This window comes from Marinomonas sp. HM11-D (genome assembly GCF_057626615.1).
Genome location: NZ_JBMMKT010000001.1, coordinates 157,202 through 178,679 on the forward strand (window position 1 = coordinate 157,202; position 21,478 = coordinate 178,679).

23 protein-coding genes are annotated in these 21,478 nt (G+C 45.8%); 16 read left to right on the plus strand and 7 right to left on the minus strand.

The features are described from left to right. The 7 genes from ACOSVP_RS00705 to ACOSVP_RS00735 all read left to right on the plus strand — a co-directional run bounded on the left by ACOSVP_RS00705 (position 1) and on the right by ACOSVP_RS00735 (position 6,708). A complete protein-coding gene (locus ACOSVP_RS00705) occupies positions 1-513 on the plus strand; it encodes an adenylyl-sulfate kinase (protein ID WP_487345595.1) in 513 nt (170 codons plus the stop codon). Positions 514-516: 3 nt separating this feature from the next. Beyond that, positions 517-1,080, plus strand: coding sequence for a hypothetical protein (locus ACOSVP_RS00710; protein WP_487345596.1), 564 nt, complete (start codon positions 517-519; stop codon positions 1,078-1,080). Beyond that, a complete protein-coding gene (locus ACOSVP_RS00715) occupies positions 1,077-1,796 on the plus strand; it encodes a formyltransferase family protein (protein WP_487345597.1) in 720 nt (239 codons plus the stop codon). Before ACOSVP_RS00710 ends, ACOSVP_RS00715 begins: the two co-directional genes overlap by 4 nt. A gap of 5 nt (positions 1,797-1,801) precedes the next feature. Beyond that, on the plus strand, positions 1,802-4,174 hold the full coding sequence (locus tag ACOSVP_RS00720; RefSeq protein WP_487345598.1) for a PEP-utilizing enzyme: 2,373 nt from the start codon (positions 1,802-1,804) through the stop codon (positions 4,172-4,174). Then, the gene (locus ACOSVP_RS00725) at positions 4,171-4,806 is read left to right on the plus strand and encodes a gamma-glutamyl-gamma-aminobutyrate hydrolase family protein (RefSeq protein WP_487345599.1); all 636 of its coding nucleotides are present in this window, start codon (positions 4,171-4,173) and stop codon (positions 4,804-4,806) included. The genes ACOSVP_RS00720 and ACOSVP_RS00725 overlap by 4 nt, the downstream gene beginning before the upstream one ends. Beyond that, the gene (locus tag ACOSVP_RS00730) at positions 4,807-5,556 is read left to right on the plus strand and encodes a phosphocholine cytidylyltransferase family protein (protein ID WP_487345600.1); all 750 of its coding nucleotides are present in this window, start codon (positions 4,807-4,809) and stop codon (positions 5,554-5,556) included. Between the two features lie 81 nt (positions 5,557-5,637). Next, the gene (locus ACOSVP_RS00735) at positions 5,638-6,708 is read left to right on the plus strand and encodes a class I SAM-dependent methyltransferase (protein WP_487345601.1); all 1,071 of its coding nucleotides are present in this window, start codon (positions 5,638-5,640) and stop codon (positions 6,706-6,708) included. A 176-nt stretch (positions 6,709-6,884) separates the two neighbouring features. Here ACOSVP_RS00735 and galE read toward each other — a convergent pair whose 3' ends face one another. The 5 genes from galE to ACOSVP_RS00760 all read right to left on the minus strand — a co-directional run bounded on the left by galE (position 6,885) and on the right by ACOSVP_RS00760 (position 11,395). Next, positions 6,885-7,901 carry a UDP-glucose 4-epimerase GalE gene (gene galE / locus ACOSVP_RS00740; RefSeq protein ID WP_487345602.1) on the minus strand — a complete coding sequence of 339 codons (1,017 nt, stop codon included), beginning with the start codon at positions 7,899-7,901 and terminating at the stop codon, positions 6,885-6,887. A 23-nt stretch (positions 7,902-7,924) separates the two neighbouring features. Then, positions 7,925-8,605, minus strand: a complete 681-nt coding sequence (pseF, locus tag ACOSVP_RS00745; RefSeq protein ID WP_487345603.1) for a pseudaminic acid cytidylyltransferase — start codon at positions 8,603-8,605, stop codon at positions 7,925-7,927. Further along, complete coding sequence (gene pseC, locus ACOSVP_RS00750; protein WP_487345604.1) at positions 8,602-9,777, minus strand: UDP-4-amino-4,6-dideoxy-N-acetyl-beta-L-altrosamine transaminase; 1,176 nt, start codon at positions 9,775-9,777, stop codon at positions 8,602-8,604. Before pseC ends, pseF begins: the two co-directional genes overlap by 4 nt. Continuing rightward, a complete protein-coding gene (gene pseB / locus ACOSVP_RS00755) occupies positions 9,770-10,762 on the minus strand; it encodes a UDP-N-acetylglucosamine 4,6-dehydratase (inverting) (RefSeq protein ID WP_487345605.1) in 993 nt (330 codons plus the stop codon). Before pseB ends, pseC begins: the two co-directional genes overlap by 8 nt. Positions 10,763-10,840: 78 nt before the next feature. Then, positions 10,841-11,395 carry a DNA-3-methyladenine glycosylase I gene (locus tag ACOSVP_RS00760; protein WP_487345606.1) on the minus strand — a complete coding sequence of 185 codons (555 nt, stop codon included), beginning with the start codon at positions 11,393-11,395 and terminating at the stop codon, positions 10,841-10,843. A 58-nt stretch (positions 11,396-11,453) separates the two neighbouring features. On the opposite strand from ACOSVP_RS00760, the gene ACOSVP_RS00765 reads away from it, so the two are divergent. The 6 genes from ACOSVP_RS00765 (at position 11,454) to parE (ending at position 16,967) form a co-directional block, all read left to right on the plus strand. Continuing rightward, positions 11,454-12,257 (plus strand): energy-coupling factor ABC transporter permease, encoded by an 804-nt coding sequence (locus tag ACOSVP_RS00765; protein ID WP_487345607.1) that lies wholly within the window; start codon positions 11,454-11,456, stop codon positions 12,255-12,257. Then, positions 12,254-12,883, plus strand: a complete 630-nt coding sequence (locus ACOSVP_RS00770) for an NUDIX domain-containing protein (protein WP_487345608.1) — start codon at positions 12,254-12,256, stop codon at positions 12,881-12,883. The genes ACOSVP_RS00765 and ACOSVP_RS00770 overlap by 4 nt, the downstream gene beginning before the upstream one ends. Before the next feature lie 56 nt (positions 12,884-12,939). After that, a complete protein-coding gene (gene yihG, locus ACOSVP_RS00775) occupies positions 12,940-13,863 on the plus strand; it encodes a 1-acylglycerol-3-phosphate O-acyltransferase, YihG family (protein WP_487345609.1) in 924 nt (307 codons plus the stop codon). A 26-nt stretch (positions 13,864-13,889) separates the two neighbouring features. Further along, positions 13,890-14,342 carry a DUF1249 domain-containing protein gene (locus tag ACOSVP_RS00780; RefSeq protein WP_487345610.1) on the plus strand — a complete coding sequence of 151 codons (453 nt, stop codon included), beginning with the start codon at positions 13,890-13,892 and terminating at the stop codon, positions 14,340-14,342. Between the two features lie 32 nt (positions 14,343-14,374). After that, positions 14,375-14,965, plus strand: coding sequence for a YqiA/YcfP family alpha/beta fold hydrolase (locus ACOSVP_RS00785; RefSeq protein ID WP_487345611.1), 591 nt, complete (start codon positions 14,375-14,377; stop codon positions 14,963-14,965). A 103-nt stretch (positions 14,966-15,068) separates the two neighbouring features. Beyond that, on the plus strand, positions 15,069-16,967 hold the full coding sequence (gene parE / locus ACOSVP_RS00790) for a DNA topoisomerase IV subunit B (protein WP_487345612.1): 1,899 nt from the start codon (positions 15,069-15,071) through the stop codon (positions 16,965-16,967). Positions 16,968-17,027: 60 nt separating this feature from the next. On the opposite strand, the gene ACOSVP_RS00795 is transcribed toward parE, so the two are convergent. Continuing rightward, positions 17,028-17,207, minus strand: a complete 180-nt coding sequence (locus tag ACOSVP_RS00795) for a DUF3012 domain-containing protein (protein WP_487345613.1) — start codon at positions 17,205-17,207, stop codon at positions 17,028-17,030. Positions 17,208-17,425: 218 nt separating this feature from the next. Between ACOSVP_RS00795 and ACOSVP_RS00800 the strand changes: the two genes are divergently transcribed. Further along, positions 17,426-18,106, plus strand: a complete 681-nt coding sequence (locus tag ACOSVP_RS00800) for a YiaD family glycine zipper/OmpA-like lipoprotein (RefSeq protein WP_487345614.1) — start codon at positions 17,426-17,428, stop codon at positions 18,104-18,106. A 144-nt stretch (positions 18,107-18,250) separates the two neighbouring features. After that, positions 18,251-18,859, plus strand: a complete 609-nt coding sequence (locus ACOSVP_RS00805) for a UPF0149 family protein (protein WP_487345615.1) — start codon at positions 18,251-18,253, stop codon at positions 18,857-18,859. A gap of 50 nt (positions 18,860-18,909) precedes the next feature. Here the strand turns inward: ACOSVP_RS00805 and ACOSVP_RS00810 are convergent, their stop codons facing one another. Next, on the minus strand, positions 18,910-20,106 hold the full coding sequence (locus ACOSVP_RS00810; RefSeq protein WP_487345616.1) for an amino acid aminotransferase: 1,197 nt from the start codon (positions 20,104-20,106) through the stop codon (positions 18,910-18,912). Positions 20,107-20,246: 140 nt separating this feature from the next. Between ACOSVP_RS00810 and ACOSVP_RS00815 the strand changes: the two genes are divergently transcribed. Beyond that, positions 20,247-21,437, plus strand: coding sequence for a methyltransferase (locus tag ACOSVP_RS00815; protein ID WP_487345617.1), 1,191 nt, complete (start codon positions 20,247-20,249; stop codon positions 21,435-21,437). The last annotated feature ends 41 nt before the right edge of the window (positions 21,438-21,478 follow it).

Genomic DNA, 21,478 nt, shown 5'->3' on the forward strand with positions numbered 1-21,478 from the left:
ATGATCATTTGGTTAGTCGGCTTATCAGGTGCAGGCAAAACAACGATAGGTCGCTCGTTGTATCAGCGCTTGAAACTCAGTAATCCAGCCACAGTCTTTGTCGATGGTGATGAGATTCGACAGGTATTTGCACGCGAGCATCAGGCTCAAGACTATTCTCTGAGTGGCCGCCGAGCCAGTGCGGAGCGTATGCACCAAATTTGCGCTTGGCTTGACCGTCAAGGGATAGATGTTGTTTGTAGTGTGATTTCTATGTTTCCGGAAGTGACTGAAAGGAATCGTCGAGTCTACTCACGTTTTATTGAAGTATATGTCGATGTTGCGGTGGATATATTAGCCGAGCGTGATAATAAGGGGTTGTATCATGCGGCATTAAATGGCGAGATCGTAAACGTAGTGGGTGTCGATATCCCATACGTGGAGCCAGTTGCACCTGATTATGTTATTCATAACAGCTTTAATCCCGAAGACATTGAGCATTATGTAGATAAAATTTATCGAGAGGTAAGCTAGCGTATGCCACATTATACCTATGCCAATGGCCCATTACTCGATAACCCACAAAGCTATCAATACAGTGAGTATGTTGGTGAGCCCTTTGTTCAAAGTTGGTATCAAAGCCGCAAAGCAGTGTTAGATGGACTGCCTTGCTCTGCCATGGCTATGCTAGAACCCTGTGAGGACCTGCACACTAAAGGGCGATTAACGCAAACCTGTTTGAAGATGCGACAGGGTGATCTTTTCGATGAGGGTGAGAACGCTTGGGTATTGTTGTTGGTAAGGAAATTTGAGTTTAGTAAACGCCTTTTTGTGCAATACCAGGCACAAGCGCCGCACCGGCCAATTAAGGAAAGCGGGTATCACGATATGTGGTTATATTTATTGTTGGCTGAGTCACTATGTCACCTATGCCTGTCAAAGCTGGATATCCGTTTACTAAATTGCTTACTGAAACTCTGCGACACTTTGTGTGCTGAAATACATCGTCTAGAGCAGACTCAAAAAAACCAGTTGGCTTGGATTCTACAGCAGGAATTAAGCCTGATGGATCAATTGAAGCTTAGGTTGGGTAATAGATGAATCATAAAAGACTAGTTCTATTGTGTGCCCGAACTGCGAGAAGCTCAGCCTATCTGCAAGCCTTGCTGAATAGTGGTATACGTCCAGATGCCGTCGTTCTATATGGATCTAAGGCATCACCCGTTCAGTCCAAGAGAGAGATTTTTTCGCAGGCTACAGGTGAGCTGTTTTGTCCAGATTTGTCCGTTGACCTTGATGACTGGCTCAGTGATCAAGCTTGGCCAGTTCATATCTGTGCGGATAGAGAATTAAACTCACCTTTGCTGCAATCCTTGTTAGCAAGCTTAGAGCCTGACTTATTGGTGTATTCAGGCTATGGCGGTCAGTTGGTGCCTTCAGCCATATTGCAGTTGGCACCATTGCTACATGTTCACTCCGGCTGGTTGCCAGATTTCCGAGGCAGCACTACTTTGTATTATCACATTCTTGAGGACGGTGATTGTGCTGCCAGTGCTTTGTTGCTTGATGAAAGCATTGATACTGGGCCAGTTTTAGAGCGCAGACGCTACCCAAAGCCGCCGGCAGGTATCGATGTTGATTACCTGTATGACAACATGATCCGTGCTGATTTATTAATTCTAACGCTACAAAAATGGCTGTCTGATCAGCCCCTAGAGCCTGATCCTACGGTTTTAGATGAGCAGTCTCAGGCCTATTACATTATTCATCCGTTATTAAAGCATCTGGCAATACAAGCCATAGATAAAGTGAATTGAAGAGTATGAATCTAAATCCTGAGCGGTTTCATTTTGGTACCAAGTCCGAGACCCTAGTTCGTTTGCAGGCAAAGGTTACCTGTTCGACTATTTTACCGCTCTATTACTTCACTGCTAGTGAATGGAGACAAAGCCCGCTAGAGATTCTGAACCAAATCAGTGGCCTCGAGCACGGTGGCAGTGTCATCGTGCGCAGTAGCGCGCAGAGTGAAGACAATGCGCAAGACTCTATGGCTGGAGCTTTTATAAGTTGTTTGGATATTGCCGCAGACGATCCTGAAGCGTTAGAAGGTGCGATTGATAAAGTAATCGCATCCTTCGATCGTTATAGCCACCATGATAATCAGGTGTTGGTGCAGCCTATGCTGCAATCAATCCAAATGAGCGGTGTGGTAATGACGCATGATTTACAATTAGGCTCACCTTATTACATTGTTAACTATGATGATGAAAGTGGTAAAACGGATACAGTGACCGGTGGTATCGGGGTACAAAAAACTGTTTTAGTGTATCGTGATGCTGATCTTTCGTTGATTAGGTCCAATCGACTACGATCGGTTTTAGAAGCGATTCAGGAATTAGAGTACCTATGTGGCTCTGTGCCCCTTGATATAGAATTTGCGGTTGATACGCAAGATCAAGTATATGTACTTCAAGTCCGCCGAATCAGCTTGTGTAAAAGTTGGCATCCCGTGACGGAGCGTAGGGTCGCGAGGCAGTTGGAGCATGTCCGTAGTTATCTTGCTCAGCGGTTGTCGCCACATCATTCCCTTTATGGTCAATCGAGTATTTTAGGTAGTATGCCTGATTGGAATCCTGCTGAAATTATTGGCGCTAACCCCAGATTGTTGGCCACGTCACTATACCGCTTTCTGGTAACTGACAGTGTTTGGCGAGAGTCAAGGGCTTATATGGGTTACCATCACCCTCGGCATTGCCCTTTGATGCTCTCTATTGGCAACCATCCTTATATTGATGTTCGAGCCAGTTTTAATTCATTTCTACCTGCCAATATTTCCAGAACGATTGCTGAAAAGCTAGTGAACGCTTGGATTAAGCGATTAGCTCAGAACAGTGTTTTGCACGATAAAGTTGAGTTTGAAGTTGTCTCTACATGCCTAGACTTTTGTTTCGATGAGGACTTTTCTAAGCGCTATCCTGGGTTGCTAACCACTAAAGAGTTAGTGGAATATAGACATTCACTGTCTGTGTTAACGGAGAACATTATCGCTAACGAGTCTGATTCTGGCCTCAGTGCTAGTCTCGATCGGATAGCAAAACGGGCATGTCTCCAGTCAGATAATGAGCTGGCGCCTTGTTTGTATGCGGTTCAAGAGCTCTTATTAGACTGTCGAGAGCAAGGAACCTTCAATTTTGCGATTATTGCCCGTCATGCGTTTATTGCTGAATCTATACTGCGTTCGGCTTGTCGTCGAGGGGCTATTTCAGAGGCAAGGGTTAAAGAATGGAAGCAATCACTGCGTACCGTACTCACAGATCTTACCCAGCAATACCAAGCGGTATGTTTAGGTAAGCAGTCTAGGGAGTCTTTCTTAGCAAGGTTTGGCCACTTACGCCCAGGCACATATGACATTACTTCTTTAAGATACGATGAGCGAGCAGACTTATTTGATGAGAATGTCCGTTGGTCGACCGATGAGGCTAAATCATTTACCTGGTGCCATGATGAGTTGGAAAGTTTACAGCAATTAATAGATCAACAAGGCTGGGCTTTATCTGCCTCTCAGTTACTTGATTATGCACAGAAAGCTATTGCTGGAAGGGAATACGCGAAATTTGTATTTACTCGCGATCTGTCTGATGCGCTCGTTTGCTTAGACTTATGGGGGGCTGAAAATGGTTTGTCGCGTGAGGATTTATCTTTCTTGCCAGTAGAGCGTCTGCTCACTCTAACAGTGCAGCCGATACTTGATGATACGGATCGTGTGCTACTTGAGGAAGTTCAGTCTTTTAAATCAAGCTATGAAAAGGCAAGTCTTCTAAAATTAGGGCATCTGATCACAAGTCCTGATGAATTGTTTGTTGTTCCAATCCATAGGGCTATGGCAAATTTTGTAACAGACAATATTGTTGAAGCTGCGGTGGTCGTGCTCAAGCCAGATAGCCATGTATCTGAATCTCTTGTGGGGAAAATTGTTTGTATCGAAAACGCTGACCCAGGATATGACTGGATTTTTACTCGCGGAATTGCCGGATTAATAACGCAATTTGGTGGCACGAACTCTCATATGGCGATTCGCTGCGCTGAGTTTGCTATCCCTGCGGCAATTGGTTGTGGTGAGCAGCTCTTTCAACGTTTATTAAGTGATCGTTATATTGCGTTGAATTGCCGGGATAAGGTTGTCACTTTCATATGATGTCCCAACGAACGATAGGTATTACCCTTAGAAACAGCCCTGCGAATGGTTATGATGAGCATCGAGATGCGTTGGCACGGGATTGGTACAAGTTATTTGTAACCTTAGGGTGGCACACAAACTGGGTCCTTCTGCCAAACTTGGGCGCTAATACCGCATCATATGCGATTGCTAGGGGCATTGATGCACTCATTCTTAGTGGGGGAGATGACTTAGGTAATGATCCATTACGGGACAGCTCCGAGTTGGCTTTGCTTGAAACTGCCAGTGCGTTATCTTGGCCTGTACTAGGCGTTTGTCGTGGAATGCAGGTGATGCAGTATTTTGCAGGTGGTCAGGTTGAGCGGCTTGATCCAAATGTCCATGTCGCCAATCAGCATCCAATAACGATTGGAAGCAAACGGCTACCTTGGGCACCTGAGATCACAGAGTTAATCGTTAATTCTTTCCACCAAAAAGGTGTAAAGTTGCCAGCGTCCGCGCTCGAACCATTGGCATGGACATCAGAGTGCTGTGAGGCGTTTTGTCATCGTAACTTGCCTTGGGTGGGGGTGATGTGGCACCCCGAGCGAGATGCTGAGCTTATGGCCGAAAATAGAGCATTATTTAAGTGGTTATTTGAGGGAGACTGAATGAAAGCGATTATATTAGCGGCAGGCAGAGGCTCTAGGCTGGGGGCTTTAACGGATGATAAGCCTAAGACGCTAACTGAATTGGCTGGCAAGCCTTTGTTAGAGTGGCAGATGCAGGCGTTAATAGATGCCAATGTTGACAAGATTAGCCTTGTAACTGGCTATCATGCTGACTCATTCTCATCCTATGGATTAGAGTGCCACTATAATGCTAGGTGGAATCAAACAAATATGGTGCGAAGCTTGCTGTGTGCTTCAGCTGAATTAGAAAGAGAATCCCACCTGATTAGTTACGGTGACATTGCTTATCGTTCCGAAGCGGTCAAAGCATTAATGTCGGTCGACGCTGATATTGCGATTACCTACGATACTCGTTGGTATGACCTTTGGGCATTGCGTTTTGAGGATCCCTTTAGTGATGCAGAAAGTTTTATACACAAAGATGGGGAGTTGCAATCCATTGGTGCAAAAACTAATACCTTAGAAGAGATTCAGGGGCAATATATGGGGTTGCTAAAATTCTCTCCACGCGGTTGGCTGTCTGTCCTAGATACTGTTACGCAGCTAGATGAAACAAGCGTAGATAAATTGGATATGACGTCTTTACTGAATGCGTTATTACAGCGAGGCGTTGCTATTGCCTCCGTTCCTATTAGTGGTGGATGGGTTGAGGTGGATGAGCCTTCTGATATTGATTTGTATTTAAAACTGCTTGAACAGAGTGACTGGAGTCATGATTGGAGGGCATGACAATCATGTCATCATGCTTGTTTATTTCATTTGGCTTGATTCGATAGAGTTAAATTTTACATTGATGAGTGGTTTAAACTAATGAAAGTTTTAAAATTGCCGGTTTTGCCAAATTCTCCTGTTTTATATAATTCAGAAGTAGTAGAAGGAGAATTTCTATTAAGGAAATTTGGAAGCTTTGAATTTGTTAAGAATGTCCTTTTTGACTCATCACTTATTAAATATGATGAAAATTATCAAAATAACCAAGGCGATTCCTTAGTGTTTAGGCGTCATATGAATAAGGTGTATTCATTGATAAAGTCTAAATTCGCTAAAGGTAGTCGATTGATTGAGGTCGGATGTGGAAAGGGCGCTTTTCTAGAAATTGTTAAAGAAGACGGTTATTTTGACTACGCCGGTTATGACGCTGCTTATGAAGGAGGTGATGAAAAAATTCACTCACGATATTTGACAGAAGAGGATAGTCTTATTGCTGATGTAATAGTATTAAGGCATACATTAGAGCATGTAGAATCACCTTATGAATTTCTTAAACTATTAAAAAAAATTTTTAACTCTGATGCATTGATTTTCATTGAGGTTCCTCAATTTGAGTGGATAGAAAATAATAAGGTTTTATTTGATTTCACATACGAACATGTCAATTACTTTACGACTAGGTCATTATGCTCTCTATTCTCAGAGGTTTTAAGTTGTGGTGACTTATTTGATGGTCAATACCAATTCTGTTTGGCTAAACTTGATTTTATATCAGACTCTGAGTGGGGATGTTGTGATATCGAAAGTCAATGGTCTGATTATGAATTTGAAGGCTATATTGATAGATTTATATCTGATCTAAAATTCTTAGATAACTATAATCGAATTTGGGTCTGGGGTGGTGCTACAAAAGGTGTTTTGTTTTTGAAATATTTTTCCGAGTTGTCACCCTGCGGATTTGATAAAGTTGTTGCGGTTGTAGATATTAATGAGAAGAAACAGTCTTTATTTACACCGTCAACTAATTTGAAAATAATTTCACCAAATGAAATGTTTGGTCAGTGTCGTGAAGGAGATGTTGTTTTGGTCATGAATCCAAACTATCTAAATGAAGTGAAAGCTTCGATCGATGATAATGTTTCTTTTGATTTAGAGGTTTTTTCATTTTGATAAGTGAGGTTTTTAGGGCCTTTTTATATTCTGCATTTAGATTTTTTTAATCATTTTTTTTGTGTGTCGAAGGTATAGGGGAATTTCTGTCTATAATTCAGTTTAAATTACATATGACTGAATGCATTTTAAATGTCGCTTCCCCTCCAGCTCTATTTTGCATTTGATTTGACCTTTCAAAATCCATTTGGATTTTTTTGTTGCCAGCGCCATGCATCGCGACAAATCTCTGATAGATCTAGGTTCGCTTTCCAGCCAAGCTTTCGTTCGATCTTGGTGGTATCGGCATAAAATTCGGCAATATCTCCAGCGCGTCTGGCGACAATTTCGTAAGGGATTTTTTGATGAGATATCCGCTCAAACATCTGAATAATATCTAGAACACTGTAGCCTTTTCCAGATCCTAGGTTGTAAGTTTCAAATAATTTATCACGGCTATCTAGTTGTTCTTTAAGGGCTTCTAGGTGTCCATTGGCGATGTCCATAACGTGGACATAATCCCTAACACCTGTACCATCAGGCGTTGGGTAATCATTGCCAAATACTTTTAACCTGTCACGTTTCCCCACAGCAACTTGCGTTACATAAGGGATAAGATTGTTCGGTGTACTTCGAGGGTTTTCACCTATTAGGCCACTGGGGTGAGCTCCTCCTGGGTTGAAGTACCTGAGTACAGATATTTTCCAGTCCAGCTCAGATTGAAAAGTATCTGCCAGTATGGTTTCAATCATTATCTTTGTTTCTGCGTAAGGGCTACTGCCAGCCAAAGAGTAATCTTCTTGATAGGGAATAGGGTTAGCACTGTCATAGACTGTTGCAGATGAACTAAAGATGAGATTCTTAACATTCGTACGCGTCATTTCTTTTATCAGAGTCAGCGTACTTGTTAAATTGGTGTAATAGTAACTGAAAGGGTGCTGACACGATTCGCCTACGGCCTTTAAACCAGCGAAATGTATGACTGCATCAATTCTATTGTCTAGAAATATTTGGCGGACAGCTTCAGGTATACAAAGGTCAGTTTCGTAACAAACTACTGTTTTACCAGTAATGGTTTGTACACGCTGTAGAGCTTCTTTGCTTGAATTACTGAAGTTGTCGGCAACAATTACTCTGAAGCCTGATTCCAGTAGAGTAACGCAGGTATGGCTGCCTATAAAGCCTGCACCACCTGTCACTAATATAGTCGTCATCGCTCAAGATCGCCTTAACGTGCTTAATGAGTAGAAAAGAGTTGCTGTAAACGTAGCCAGTCTTCCTCTGTATCCAAATCCTGAATGCGATGCCTTGGTAACATAATTGGTGTCGCTAATTCAGAGAACATAGCGGGGTTGGTTAGCCATTGTTCTGCTGCCCCCCAATAGAATTGTCCTGCATCGTGGATCGCTTCTTCCAGATCTTGTGAGCGTTTACCTATGTGTTCAGGATACATGGGTTGAAGTTTACCATCACGTACGCACAAGGCCCTTTGAACGGGAAAATCAAAAGTCGACACCGAGAAACTTAGCGGTGTTTTATCCAACGCTTGGTAGCCTTGATGAAGGTCTTCTGCTGTCAGTAATGGGCAGGTTGCATAGATAAGGCACGCTTTATCAATCTCCAAGCCTTGCTCGATTAGTGTACGCAGCGCATGTTGCATTACGGGTGTTGTCCCAGTGAAATGATCCGCTAGCTCATCCGGACGAGTAAAGGGCGTTTCCGCTCCCCATTCGCGCGCGACCGCTGCGATCTCTGCATCGTCGGTGGAGACAATCACTTTATCAAACAGCCCTGATGCTAATGCCGTTTCAATCGAGTAGGCGATTAAGGGTTTGTCGTTTAGCAGTTTGATGTTTTTGCGGGGAATACGCTGGGAGCCCCCTCGAGCTGGAATAACGGCGATTGTGATTTTGCTCATAAGATAAATGCCTGATCAATGGCGTCTTTTAAGACGTTTACAACCAACTCTTGTTCTTGGTCACTCAAATCTGGAAACAAAGGTAAGCTTAGCGTCCGAGCATAATAATCTTCGGCAATTGGGAATTGTCCCCAGCGAAAGCCTAGCTGTTGATAATAGGGCTGGGTATGTACTGGGATATAGTGCACCTGGGTGCCGATATTATGATCCCGTAAATATTTGAAGATGGCTGCTCTTTGTTCCGTTAAGGCTTCGTTCAATACGATTGGAAATAAGTGCCAACTAGAGAACGCATAATCTGCTTCGCCAGGTAATTGGACTGGTAGCCCTCGCAGTAATTGGTAATAGCGCTGTACTAACTCTCGACGACGTTCAATAAAGCTATCTAAGCGTTGTAGCTGCGATAACCCTAGTGCCGCTTGCAGTTCGGTCATACGATAGTTAAAACCAAGGGTTTGCTGCTCGTAGTACCAATCGCCAGGGGAGCGGCTCTCAAATTCACGTTTGCTCTTAGTAACCCCCTGATTAACCAGCAGACGCATGCGTTCGGCAAGAGGCTCTTTATGAGTCACAGCCATGCCGCCTTCCGCGGAAGTCATCACCTTCACTGGATGGAAGCTGAAAATACAAATATCTGAGTAACGATTGCCTACAGGCGTTCCTTTGTATTTTGCACCAATCGCATGGGAGGCATCTTCGATTATGGCAAAACCATACTGCTGTGACAGCTCATAAATCGCGCGCATATCGCAGGGGTGACCGCCGAAATGCACAGGAATAACGACTTTAGGAAGTGTGCCATTTTGGGCTGCCTGAGCTAGTTTCTCAGAAAGTTTTATCGGACATAAATTGTAAGTTTGCGGATCAATATCGACAAAGTCGACGTCTGCACCACAGTAACGCGCGCAGTTAGCACTGGCAATAAAGGTATTCGGTGTAGTCCAAACCCAGTCACCTTCTGAAACGCCTAATGCAAGGCAAGCGACATGCAATGCTGACGTCGCACTGTTGGCAGCGATACCGAACTTGCAACTACTCAGATCAGCGATGGCTTGTTCAAATTGTCCGACAGTAGGTCCTTGTGTCAGAAAGTCAGAGGTTAGAGCATCGCAGACGGCTTCGACATCGGCGACAGAGATTGATTGGCGACCATAAGGAATAAAGTTACCCACGCTCAAACTCTAGGATTTGTTCAACGGTTAAGAAATCAGAGTTGCTGCCAGATTGGTACTCAAAACCAGGCGCAACCAATACTGCTGATTCACCGAGGCGGTTTTCATTGTATTTAAGGTCGTCACGGTAAAATTTGATGCTTGGCGCAATGACAAAGTGGTCGTGATATTCAAAGGTATGATAGGAATCGTCCGCTGGGCACATCACTTCATGAAGCTTTTCGCCTGGTCGGATGCCGATATCTTCGGTTGGGATACCTGGGGCATAGGCTTCTGCCAGATCGGTAATGCGCACCGATGGAATTTTCGGAACAAAGATTTCGCCACCGTGCATACGCTCAAAGTTCTTCAGTACGAAGTCTACCCCCATCTGTAGCGTGATCCAGAAGCGGGTCATTTCAGGGTGTGTGATAGGTATGGTTTTAGAGCCATCAGCGACTTTCTTTTGAAATAGAGGAACCACGGAGCCACGTGAGCCGACCACGTTGCCGTAGCGAACAACTGAAAAACGGGTTGGCCCTTTACCGACGGTATTGTTGGCTGCGACGAATAGCTTGTCTGAGGCCAGCTTAGTGGCGCCGTATAGATTGATTGGCGCTGCGGCTTTGTCAGTGGACAGGGCGATAACTTTTTTAACGTTGTTAGCGATGGCTGCCGAAATGACATTTTCCGCCCCATGGATATTGGTTTTAATACATTCCATCGGGTTGTATTCTGCCGCTGGCACTTGCTTAAGTGCGGCAGCATGAATGACATAATCCACATCACGCATGGCTTGTGTTAGGCGGTCTTTATCACGCACATCACCGATAAAGTAACGCATGCAAGAGGCATCAAACTCCTGCTGCATTTCGTACTGTTTAAGTTCATCTCGTGAATAGATAACAAGCCTTGATGGCTTGTAGCGTTTTAGCAAGGTTTCAACATACTTCTTGCCGAAAGATCCTGTACCGCCGGTGATCAAAATGCTTGCGTTGTTGAACATACGTTACCTTACTAATCAAAATCCAATTACTAATTTAGTTTATCGGTTATTGCTAAAAAAACCTAAGTTATCAATGAATTATTTCGCTACACAGCCGACTAAATGATCGTCCACCATGCCCGTTGCCTGCATAAAGGCATAGCAAATGGTCGGGCCGAAAAATTTAAAACCACGCTTTTTCATATCTTTGGCAATGGTCTCGGCTAAGGGTGTTACGGCTGGCACGTCGGCCATGGTCTTAGGGTGGTTGGTAATCACTTTGCCGTCATTAAATGCCCAGTAATAATTCGAAAACGAACCAAACTCTTCGACGATACGTAAAAAGCTTTGTGCATTACCGATTGTGGCAGTGATTTTGCCACGGTGGCGCACAATGCTGGGATCCTGTGACAGCCTATCTATATCATCGGCCGTCATGGCGGCAACTTTAGTGGGATCAAAATTGTGAAACGCTTGGCGGTAGCCCTCACGTTTTCGCAATATTGTGATCCAGCTTAATCCCGCTTGTGCGCTTTCCAGTACAATGAACTCAAATAAGGTCTGGTCGTCAGTGACCGGCTTACCCCATTCTTGGTCGTGGTAAGCGATGTATTCAGGGGAGCCTAAGCACCAGTCGCAACGCTGATCTGCCATGATTTTATGCACCTTTTTTATTAGATGTGACTCTATTACCAAATGAGAGGGAGTGCAAATGAACTTCTCCGAAGGGCTATTTAGCGCAGGGTTTGAGTGGTTTAGCTGGATCATCACTGTAATGGTGTGTCTGTTTGCAATCCTGAGAGCCCCTTGGCAGACACTGCTCGCTGATTCAGCGTTACAAAATCGCTTTTTAGGCTGTGTGGTTAGCTTGGCATTTATCTGGCAAATGAGTGTGAACTTGAATGTTGGGGTCGTGATTCACTTTATCGGCATGACCACATTGACCTTGTTTTTTGGTTGGCCCTTGGCAATCGTGGCAGGCTTGATTGCACAGCTGGTTGATACGCTCTGGAATGGCCAAACTTGGTCGGTGTTTGGCTGTAATCTGCTGTTTAATGTGGTTATACCGGTACTGATAAGCTGGTGGGTACATGTTCGCATTGAGCGTTTTAAACCCAGTAATCCGTTTGTCTTTATTCTAGGGACTGGATTCTTTGGTTGTGTGCTGAGTACGTCGATTACAACGATTGCTGCGGTTTCAGCGTTAGCACTGTTTGGTGTGGTGGAATTAAAACTCAGTGTCGAGGAGTATCTAGGCTATCTGCCGATTTTTGTTTTTCCGGAAGCAGTGGTGAATGGTATGTTTATCTCTGCGACCACCATATTACATCCCTATGCGGTGGTGGCCTTTAATGAAGCGCGTTATTTCAAGCAAACTGAGCGCGAGATGATTCTTGATGAACACATCGAGCCCTCGCTCGATTTGGAACAAACAGAAGCGCCCGAAGACGAACAAGTGGACGATAGCCGCTACCGTCCGCCAAAAGAGTGGTATGACAAGGATAAAGACTCGTGAAATTTAAGCCAACTTATCAGCACTCCGATGTGGAAGTGAAAAAAGACGAAGTCGTGTACGATGGCTTCTTTAAAATGCATAAACGAGAGCTTCGTCACCGTAAATTTAATGGTGAGTGGTCTGACATTATGACCCGCGAGATGATGGTGCGCTCTGATGCGATCTGCGTGCTTTTATTTGATCCTAAGCTCGACAAGCTACTGATGATTGAGCAATTTCGTCCCTGCTTGCCAGAACATGAATCCCCTTGGTTGCTTGAAGTCGTCGCTGGCATGGTGGAAAAAGGGGAGTCAGATGAAGAAGTGGCACGACGTGAAGCCTTGGAAGAAGCTGGGGTAGAGATCCAGCGTTTGGAATACATGTTCCGCTTTGTGCCATCCCCTGGTGGCTTAGTAGAGCATTTGCGTATGTATGCAGGGGAAATTGATGCCTCGCGGGTGGATCTAGAAGTAACGCTTGGTTTAGATGAAGAGCATGAAGACATCAAACTGCATTTATTTGACAGCGCCGATGTGCTGCCTTTATTGGAGCAAGAGATCGTCAATGCCAGCGCCATCATGGCCTTGCAGTGGTTTGCTTTACATGGCGAGAAGCTAAAGCAGAAATGGTTAACTAGTCATAATTAAATAGGCCGTAAACTGGAACTCTGCACGTGTTAACAAAGTTATTTCCTTGGACAGTTATGCAGCCCATCATTGGGCTGCTATCGTTTTTATTTCTGTGCTGTAACATCCTACTATGGGGGGCTGTGATTCATCTGATTGCCCTTATGGCATTCGTTCTCAAACGTCCAGCTTCTTGGCAACGGCCTTTGATGGATGTCTGTTATCGTGCTTGGGTGCTAGGTTGTGGCGCATGGTTTCGCCATGTCCTCGGCATGCATTGGCAGTTGGATAACGCCTTGAAACGACAGCCGCAGCAATGGCATCTGGTGGTTGCGAATCATCAATCCTGGGTAGATGCTTTTGTCGTGCTGTTGCAGGTACAGGGGCGTATGCCACTGCCGCGCATTTTTATGAAAGATACCTTGCTTTGGTTGCCGTTAGTCGGAAGCGCGACTAAGCTGATGGGTTTTCCTCAGGTAAAACGCTTTAGTAAGGCTAAGCTTGTGAAGCGACCAGAACTGGCGCGCCGTGACCGAGATATCACTCGAGCGGCTTGCGAGTCCTTAATGCAAGCGCCTAGTAGTATGATGACCTTTGCTGAAGGTACCCGGTTTACCCAGCACAAGCACAAACAGCAGGAGTCTCCTTATCAGCATTTGCTGCGTCCCAAAGCGGGCGGGCTATGGATGGTGTTACAGGCTATGCCAGGGCGATTTGAAAGCATTACAGATTTGAATATTGTCTACTCAAACCATGCGCCCTCTTTTTGGGATTTGCTCTGTGGTAAAGTAGCGGGCGTGTATGTCAAAGCGCGCCAAGTAACGATTCCAAGTGAGTTCCAGAATATGTCGGAACAAGCAGAGAAACAGGCCTTTTATGACTGGCTCAATGGCTACTGGCAAGACAAAGATCATACTATGGTGACGGACATACACCACTGTTCTAAGCTTGAAATTAAGCGAAATGGACCAATTAAGAAGGGAAGTAGTTTACAAAATTAGCAAAACGACAGACTGAGAATGACATCATGCCACACCCATACGTGCCCAACTTAGTAGAGCTGCAACTGCTCGGCGAATTAAATTACCGCCGACTGGGTAAGCTTGTGCGTGGCTATGAGGAGGATCAGGCATGGCACTTTACTATCCATACCTTTGGTCAACAGAGCCGTCTATCGTTGGAGCTGATGGAAGAGAGCCGTTTTACCGCCCAGGTAAAACTGACCTTTGCCCCTGAGATTGCCATCAAGTTGCCTTTTAGCAGTGAGTTGACCATGACGGTGCGCCTGTACCATGATGTGGGTATTGCTGAAATCACCGATGGCCATCGTCATTATCAAGGTGCCTATCCCTATCCAAATGATGACATGCACCATCGCGATGAAAAATTCCGTCTTAATCAACAACTCGCAGACTTACTGGAGTTGTGTTTGAAACATGGCCATCGCATGTATGATCTACCTGACTTCCAATTTGCCTAGCGTACGGCGATATCGAATCGGTCTTCTATCCCATGCCTCATATTATTTATATCCACGGTTTTAATAGTTCGGAATTTTCTTATAAGTCGCAGCAGGTCAAAGCGCGTCTAGAAGGCTTAGGCCAGCCTGAGCAATTTAGTTGTCCGCGTCTACCGTGGCAGCCGTTAAAGGCAATCGCTTTGTTAGAGCAGAAAATCGAAGAGCTGTTATCGCTTAAGCAAAACGTCGCCTTGGTGGGCAGCTCTTTAGGTGGTTTTTACTCTGCCTATTTAAGCGCTAAATACGATTTAAAAGCCGTGCTGGTGAATCCAGCGGTGGAAGCCCCAACCCTGCTTCGAGACTATTTGGGCACTCAGATAAACCCTTATACACAAGAGCAATACGAGCTCGCAGAAGAGCATATGTTAGAGCTTGAAAGCATCGATCAGCCGGCCTGCGCCGCTGATAATCTTTGGCTTATGCTACAAGAAGACGACGAGGTGTTGGACTATCGCGCGGCACTGGAGCGCTTCCCACAGGTGGCACGATTGATACGCGAGCCTGGGGGCGATCACAGCTTTGTTGGCTTTGAGCGCTTTATTGATGATATCTTGCGCTTTGTAGGGTTTAAGGTAGATTTATAACCCCTTGTATTTAAGCGGATTTGCCTAGCTTAAGTCCGCGTTATAGACTCTTGTCCAAATTGCTTTATTTGGCGAATCAGCGCCCCGAATCTTGGAAGTACCCATGTCTGCAAAAGAATATAATGCTGGATCCATTGAAGTTCTCAGCGGGCTAGAGCCTGTACAGAAACGTCCTGGGATGTACACGGAAACCACACGTCCCAACCACCTAGCTCAAGAAGTCATTGATAACTCGGTCGACGAAGCCTTAGCGGGCCATGCGGATCGTATTATCGTGACGTTGCATAAAGACAACTCTTTGAGTGTGGAAGATAACGGCCGTGGTATGCCGGTGGACATTCACCCTGAAGAAGGCGTTTCCGGTGTTGAGCTAATCCTTACTAAACTGCACGCTGGTGGTAAGTTTTCAGGCGATAACTACCAATTCTCCGGTGGTTTGCACGGGGTAGGGGTGAGCGTGGTAAACGCTTTGTCGACGTCTTTGGAAGTATGGGTGAAGCGTGATGGCGTGCAATACCACATTGGTTTTGCCGATGGTCATAAGGTGTCTGAGCTGAAAGAAGTCGGCACCGTGGGCAAGAAAAACACCGGCACCACGGTGAAATTCAAAGCCGATCCAAAATACTTCGACAGCCCAAAATTCTCTCTGTCTCGTCTTAAGCATCTTCTAAAAGCTAAAGCAGTACTCTGTTCTGGCCTGCATGTGATCTTTATTGATGAGAGTGGCGCGGCTGAAGAACGTGAAGAATGGTTCTATGAAGACGGTTTAAAAGATTATTTATTGAAAGCCAATGAAGGCTTTGAATTAATGCCAGAAGAGCCCTTTATCGGTGGTCTGACGGAAGTGACGCAAGGCGTTGACTGGGCCGTGCAATGGTTACCGGAAGGCGGCGAGTTGGTCACCGAAAGCTATGTTAACCTGATCCCAACCGCACAGGGCGGTACCCACGTAAATGGTCTGCGTACGGGCCTGCTAGAAGGTATCCGTGAATTCTGTGATTTTCATAGCTTGTTACCGCGTGGCGTAAAGCTGACCGCAGAAGACGTCTGGGATCGCTGTAGCTATGTGCTATCGGCCAAGCTACAAGAACCGCAATTCTCAGGACAAACCAAAGAGCGTTTATCGTCACGTCAGATCGTAGCGTTTATCTCTGCCACGGTAAAAGATGCCTTCAGCCTTTGGCTGAACAAGCATGTGGAAGACGGCAAGAAAATTGCCGAACTGATCATCAGCAGTGCGCAAAAGCGTCTGCGTGCCAGTAAAAAAGTGGTACGTAAGAAGGTCACTCAGGGCCCAGCTTTACCCGGTAAGTTGGCCGACTGTGCTGGCCAAGATGGTCGTACCAGTGAGCTGTTCTTGGTGGAGGGTGACTCGGCGGGCGGTTCTGCTAAGCAGGCTCGTGATAAAGACTTCCAAGCGATCATGCCGCTACGCGGTAAGATCCTAAACTCTTGGGAAGTGGATTCCACACAAGTATTAGGTTCACAAGAGATTCACGATATCTCTGTGGCATTAGGGGTGGATCCTGCGGACGATGATTTGTCAGGTCTACGCTATGGTAAGGTTTGTATCTTGGCCGATGCGGACTCGGACGGCTTGCACATCGCTACACTATTATGTGCCTTGTTCGTGCGTCACTTTCCTGCCTTGGTTAAGAATGGCCATGTGTTTGTGGCGATGCCACCACTGTACCGTATCGATATTGCCAAAGAAGTGCACTATGCCTTGGATGACGAAGAAAAAGACATCATCCTGCACAAGCTACAAGCGGAAAACAAGCGCGGCACGCCAAACGTACAACGCTTTAAGGGCTTGGGTGAAATGAACCCTTCCCAATTACGTGAAACGACCATGGCACCGGATACCCGTCGTCTGATTCAATTGACCATGGATGATCCGTTATCAACCGATGAAGTATTAGACAAGTTACTGTCTAAGAAACGAGCCAACGATCGTAAAACTTGGCTAGAAACCTACGGTAACCTAGCCGTGGTAGATTGATTCGATAATCCATAAAAAAAAGCGCCATCAGGCGCTTTTTTTATGAATCGTACTCGAGTCTTACAAAAGACAGTTCTTGGCGTACTCGGTCGCTTCATTTGCGGTCCAATCGCCTTTTGGCTTTTCCTTCATATCGACACACCATTCAGGGCTACCGACTTCTGGCGAACAACCTTGTAGTACCAGCATGGTAAGGATGGCAGATAGGCCCAGAGAGATCTTTTTCAACGCGCTATTCATGTTAATTTCCTAAATGTGACATTATTTTTTAGGTAAGCTTAAGGGAATATAGAGTGTAAAGGAATGGGGTGGGAAACTTTGTAAAGGTTTTCCTAGAATATAAAAAGAAGCGGTAAAGATTCGCTACGATACTTTAGTTCAAATCTCGTAAATCTATACTAAGGTTATATTCAACTATTACCCCTGTGGATGTTCACAAAAATAAGGTAGGAATGATTATGTTTAATCTAAAAAGCACCATCGCAATTGTATCGGTTGCAGCACTGCTAGGCGGCTGTCAGTCGATGCAACGTCAGAATGCTACAACTGGTGAGATGGAAACTAACTCCACGACAACGGGTGCTATCGTTGGTGCCGTGTCGGGCGCACTAGTGGGCTTGGCAACCGGTGATAACGCGAAAGAGCGTCGTAACCGTGCCCTAGCCGGTGCGGTAGCAGGTGGTGCTGTCGGTGCGGGCGTAGGTAACTACTTTGACCGTCAAGAAGCGGAACTGCGTGAAGAGCTGCTTAACTCTGGTGTCCAGGTACGCCGTGTCGGTGAAGATCAGCTAGTGCTAGTGATGCAAAATGGCATTGGCTTTGCCTCAGATTCTTACATGCTAGAGTCGTCTATTTACAACACGCTTAACGGCGTAGCGCGTATTTTGGTGGAATACCCAGACACAGTGCTGATGATCACGGGTCACACAGACAGTACGGGTAGTGATGCCTACAACCAAACACTATCGCTAAAACGTGCCGACTCGGTTCGTACTTACCTTGCTGGCCAGCGTGTAGCAGGTAACCGTTTATCGACTATGGGGATGGGTGAAAGCTCACCAATCTGTGATAACTCAACTAGCCAAGGTCGTACTTGTAACCGCCGCGTTGAAATCAATATTTACCCAAAAGGTAACTAAGTTCTAGCGTATTTTTGCTAAGACAAACGCTGCTGGAATCGCCAGCAGCGTTATATTCTCCTTTCTCTACCGCGCAGTCTGACCTGCGAAACTTGCCAAAAACGATTACACTTAGAGCCACAACCTAAAAAGTAGAGATGTACTATGCAAGACGACTCCTTGCCGATTGAGGCAATGTACGAACGCTTAGATTACTACCTACAAAATTATGGTTCAGAGCGCTCAATCATGACGGTCTCTGAGCTCGATGGTTTTGTCACGGCGGTGGGCTGCAGTAAAGATCTATTGGCACCGAATGAATGGCTACCGGCCATTTGGGGGGTACAAGAAGATCAACCCAAGTGGAGTGAACAGGAACAAGAAGACGAATTTTATGGTCTGGTCATGTTGCTGCATTTAGAAGCAGTAGATGGTTTGATTAATGGTTCCTTAAGCCCAATTTATTTAGAGCACGATGATCAAAATGGCCACACTACGGTCATTATTGAAGATTGGTGTGCAGGCTTTATGCGTGGCGCGCGTTTGACCGGTCTGAATCAGTCGGGCGAACGAGACTTCCTTGACGACGTGCTGGCTAGCGTACGCTTATTCGGTACTCCAGCGGGGTGGGAAAAATTAGATGCGATGAGTGATGCGGAAGTCACTTTCTGGCAAGAAAGCCTAGAACCGTCCGTGATTCGACTAGCACAGCATAATCATCCGGAAATTCAAATCAGCCAAGACAACGACGGCTCCATGCCGATTTTGCATTGATGGATAGACAACAAAAAAGGGCCATCAGGCCCTTTTGAAGATTGTTAGGATTAACCTACAACTTTGGCAATCGACTCACATAGGTAGTCGATGTTGCTGTCACTAACACCCGCAACACTCATACGACCCGTATCAGCGATGTAAATCGAGTATTCAGAACGTAGCTTACGTACTTGCTCAAAGGTTAGGCCTGAGTAAGAGAACATGCCACGTTGCTTTTCAATGAAGCTGAAGTCTTTGCTCACGCCAGACGCGGCAAGCTTTTGGACTAGCTGACTGCGTAGACCATTGATGCGGTTACGCATTTCAGTCACTTCTTTTTCCCACATGGCATACAGTTCAGGGTTGCTCATGATGGTATGAACAACGGTGGCACCGTGCGCTGGTGGCATAGAGTAGTTAGCACGGATCGCTTGGCCAATGATAGAGAAGGCGTTCTTCGCTTCTTCACCGGTTTCAGCAATCACACTTAGACCACCACAACGATCACGGTAGATACCGAAGTTTTTCGAGAAGGAGTTAGCAATCAGCATACTTGGCGTACGTTCCGCCATGTAGCGTAAGCCAGCCATGTCTTCATCTAGACCATCGCCAAAGCCTTGATAAGCGGCGTCGACTAATGGCAATACCTTACGCGTGTTCACAAAGTCCGTTAGCGTGTGCCAATGCTCAAGCTTCAGATCAACGCCGGTTGGGTTGTGACAGCAAGCGTGAAGTAGCAGTACATCGCCTTCTTTCATTTGCGCTTCTAGGAAAGCCATCATCTCGTCAAAACGAACGTCGTTGGTCGCTGCATCGTAGTAAGGGTACTCGATCACTTCTACGCCCGCAGAGTTAAAGATCGATACGTGGTTACCCCAAGTTGGATCGCTCACAAACAAGCGTGCGCCTTTTAGGTTAGCGCTGATGAAGTCGGCTGCGACTTTTAGTGCGCCGGTACCACCAGGTGTTTGTGTCGATTGAATACGACCTTGTTTGATGATGTCGCTGTCTTTACCTAGCAATAGGTTTTGGATCAGTGGCGCGAAATCAGCGGCGCCGTAAACACCCAAATATGCCTTCGTCTCTTCGTTTGCGACCATTAGAGCTTCTGCTTTTTTGACAGACTCTAGAATCGGTGTGCGGCCTAGATCGTCTTTATAAACACCAACGCCCAAGTCAATTTTCTTAGGGTTTGGGTCTTGTTGGTGAGCAACGATAAGCGCTAACAAAGGATCGCCAGGAACGGCTTTCAGGTGCTTGAACATAATGGGTGTTTTCCTTACTGGTTGCGTAAAGTTCCCGTCTTTAGGGACTGAAAAGGTTCCCATATTCTGCCCGTTTGACGCTAAAATACAATTCATTCAAACGCTAATAAATGCGAACTTTCAATAAACTGTACAAAAAATTGAACACATCGAAACAACTGTCCTGCGCCTCATACGCTGAGCTATTTGCTGGTCTCGATCAATGGTTAGCACAGCATAAGCCATTATGGGATGTGCAAACCTTTCATTCACTGGATTGGCCTTGGCGCCAGCGCTTTCCTACATTATGTGATTGGTTGCAGGCTTGTGAGAACGTGCCTGATTCTGATCAGGTCGAGCAGGCGTTAACGCAGTTTGTGCCAGGGTTTCAGAGCTTTAGATGGAGCTTTGAAACGCGCGTTCAAAATACTTTAATAGAGCCCCTGAGCCACTTTTCTGCGGGTATTAAAGGGCGCAAGTGGCAGCAAATTCTGGCCTTTTCGCAAACGATTACCCCTGTTTCTCCTGTAGTTGAGTGGTGTGCTGGTAAAGGGCATTTGGGCAAGGTGATTGCGTTTCAGCATCAGGCCGAAGTGATCAGTCTGGAGTGGCAAGCGAGTCTTTGTCAGGCAGGACAAGAGGAAGCAGAGCTGCGCCAGTTAGTGCAGCGCTTTGTTCACGCCGATGTGCTTAAAGGTGAGGGTGTTAAGCCATTACAGCAAGCCAACAGTGCCGTGGCACTGCACGCCTGTGGTGATTTACATACTACCTTGATTGAGCAAGGCATTGCGGCACAGCTGCAATACTTAGCCCTGTCACCTTGCTGCTACCATCTCACTCAAGCGCAACAGTATCAGCCCTTATCAAACGCCGGACGTCAGGCACAGACCAAACTCACGCAAGATAACCTTAAGCTGGCAGTGAAAGAAGTCGCCACCGCGGGTCAGCGTGAGCAACGCTTAAAGCAATTAGAGCTAAGTTTTCGTTTGGGCTTTGATGCTTGGCAACGGCAAGCAACGGGGCAGGATCAGTACCTTAAGGTCCCGTCCTGTAACAAGGCGTTATTGGGGGAAGGCTTTATCGCGTTTGCCAAATGGGCTGCTGAGCAAAAATCTCTGTCTGAGTCTCTCTCTCAAAAGAGTCTAGAGGGATTTGAAGAGGTAGGTCAGCAGCGCGCTGAACAGGTAGCAAAAGTAGAAGCTATTTGTCAGTTTTTTCGCCGTCCGCTGGAACTTTGGCTAGTATTAGACAGAGCGTTGCGATTAGAAGAAGCGGGCTACCACGTTAGCGTGGCAGAATTTTGTGACAAAGCCTTAACCCCGCGAAATTTCCTGATTCGCGCCCAAGCTTAAGCAGTCTGTAAAAGTGCTGACGACTTTTTTAAATAAAAGCA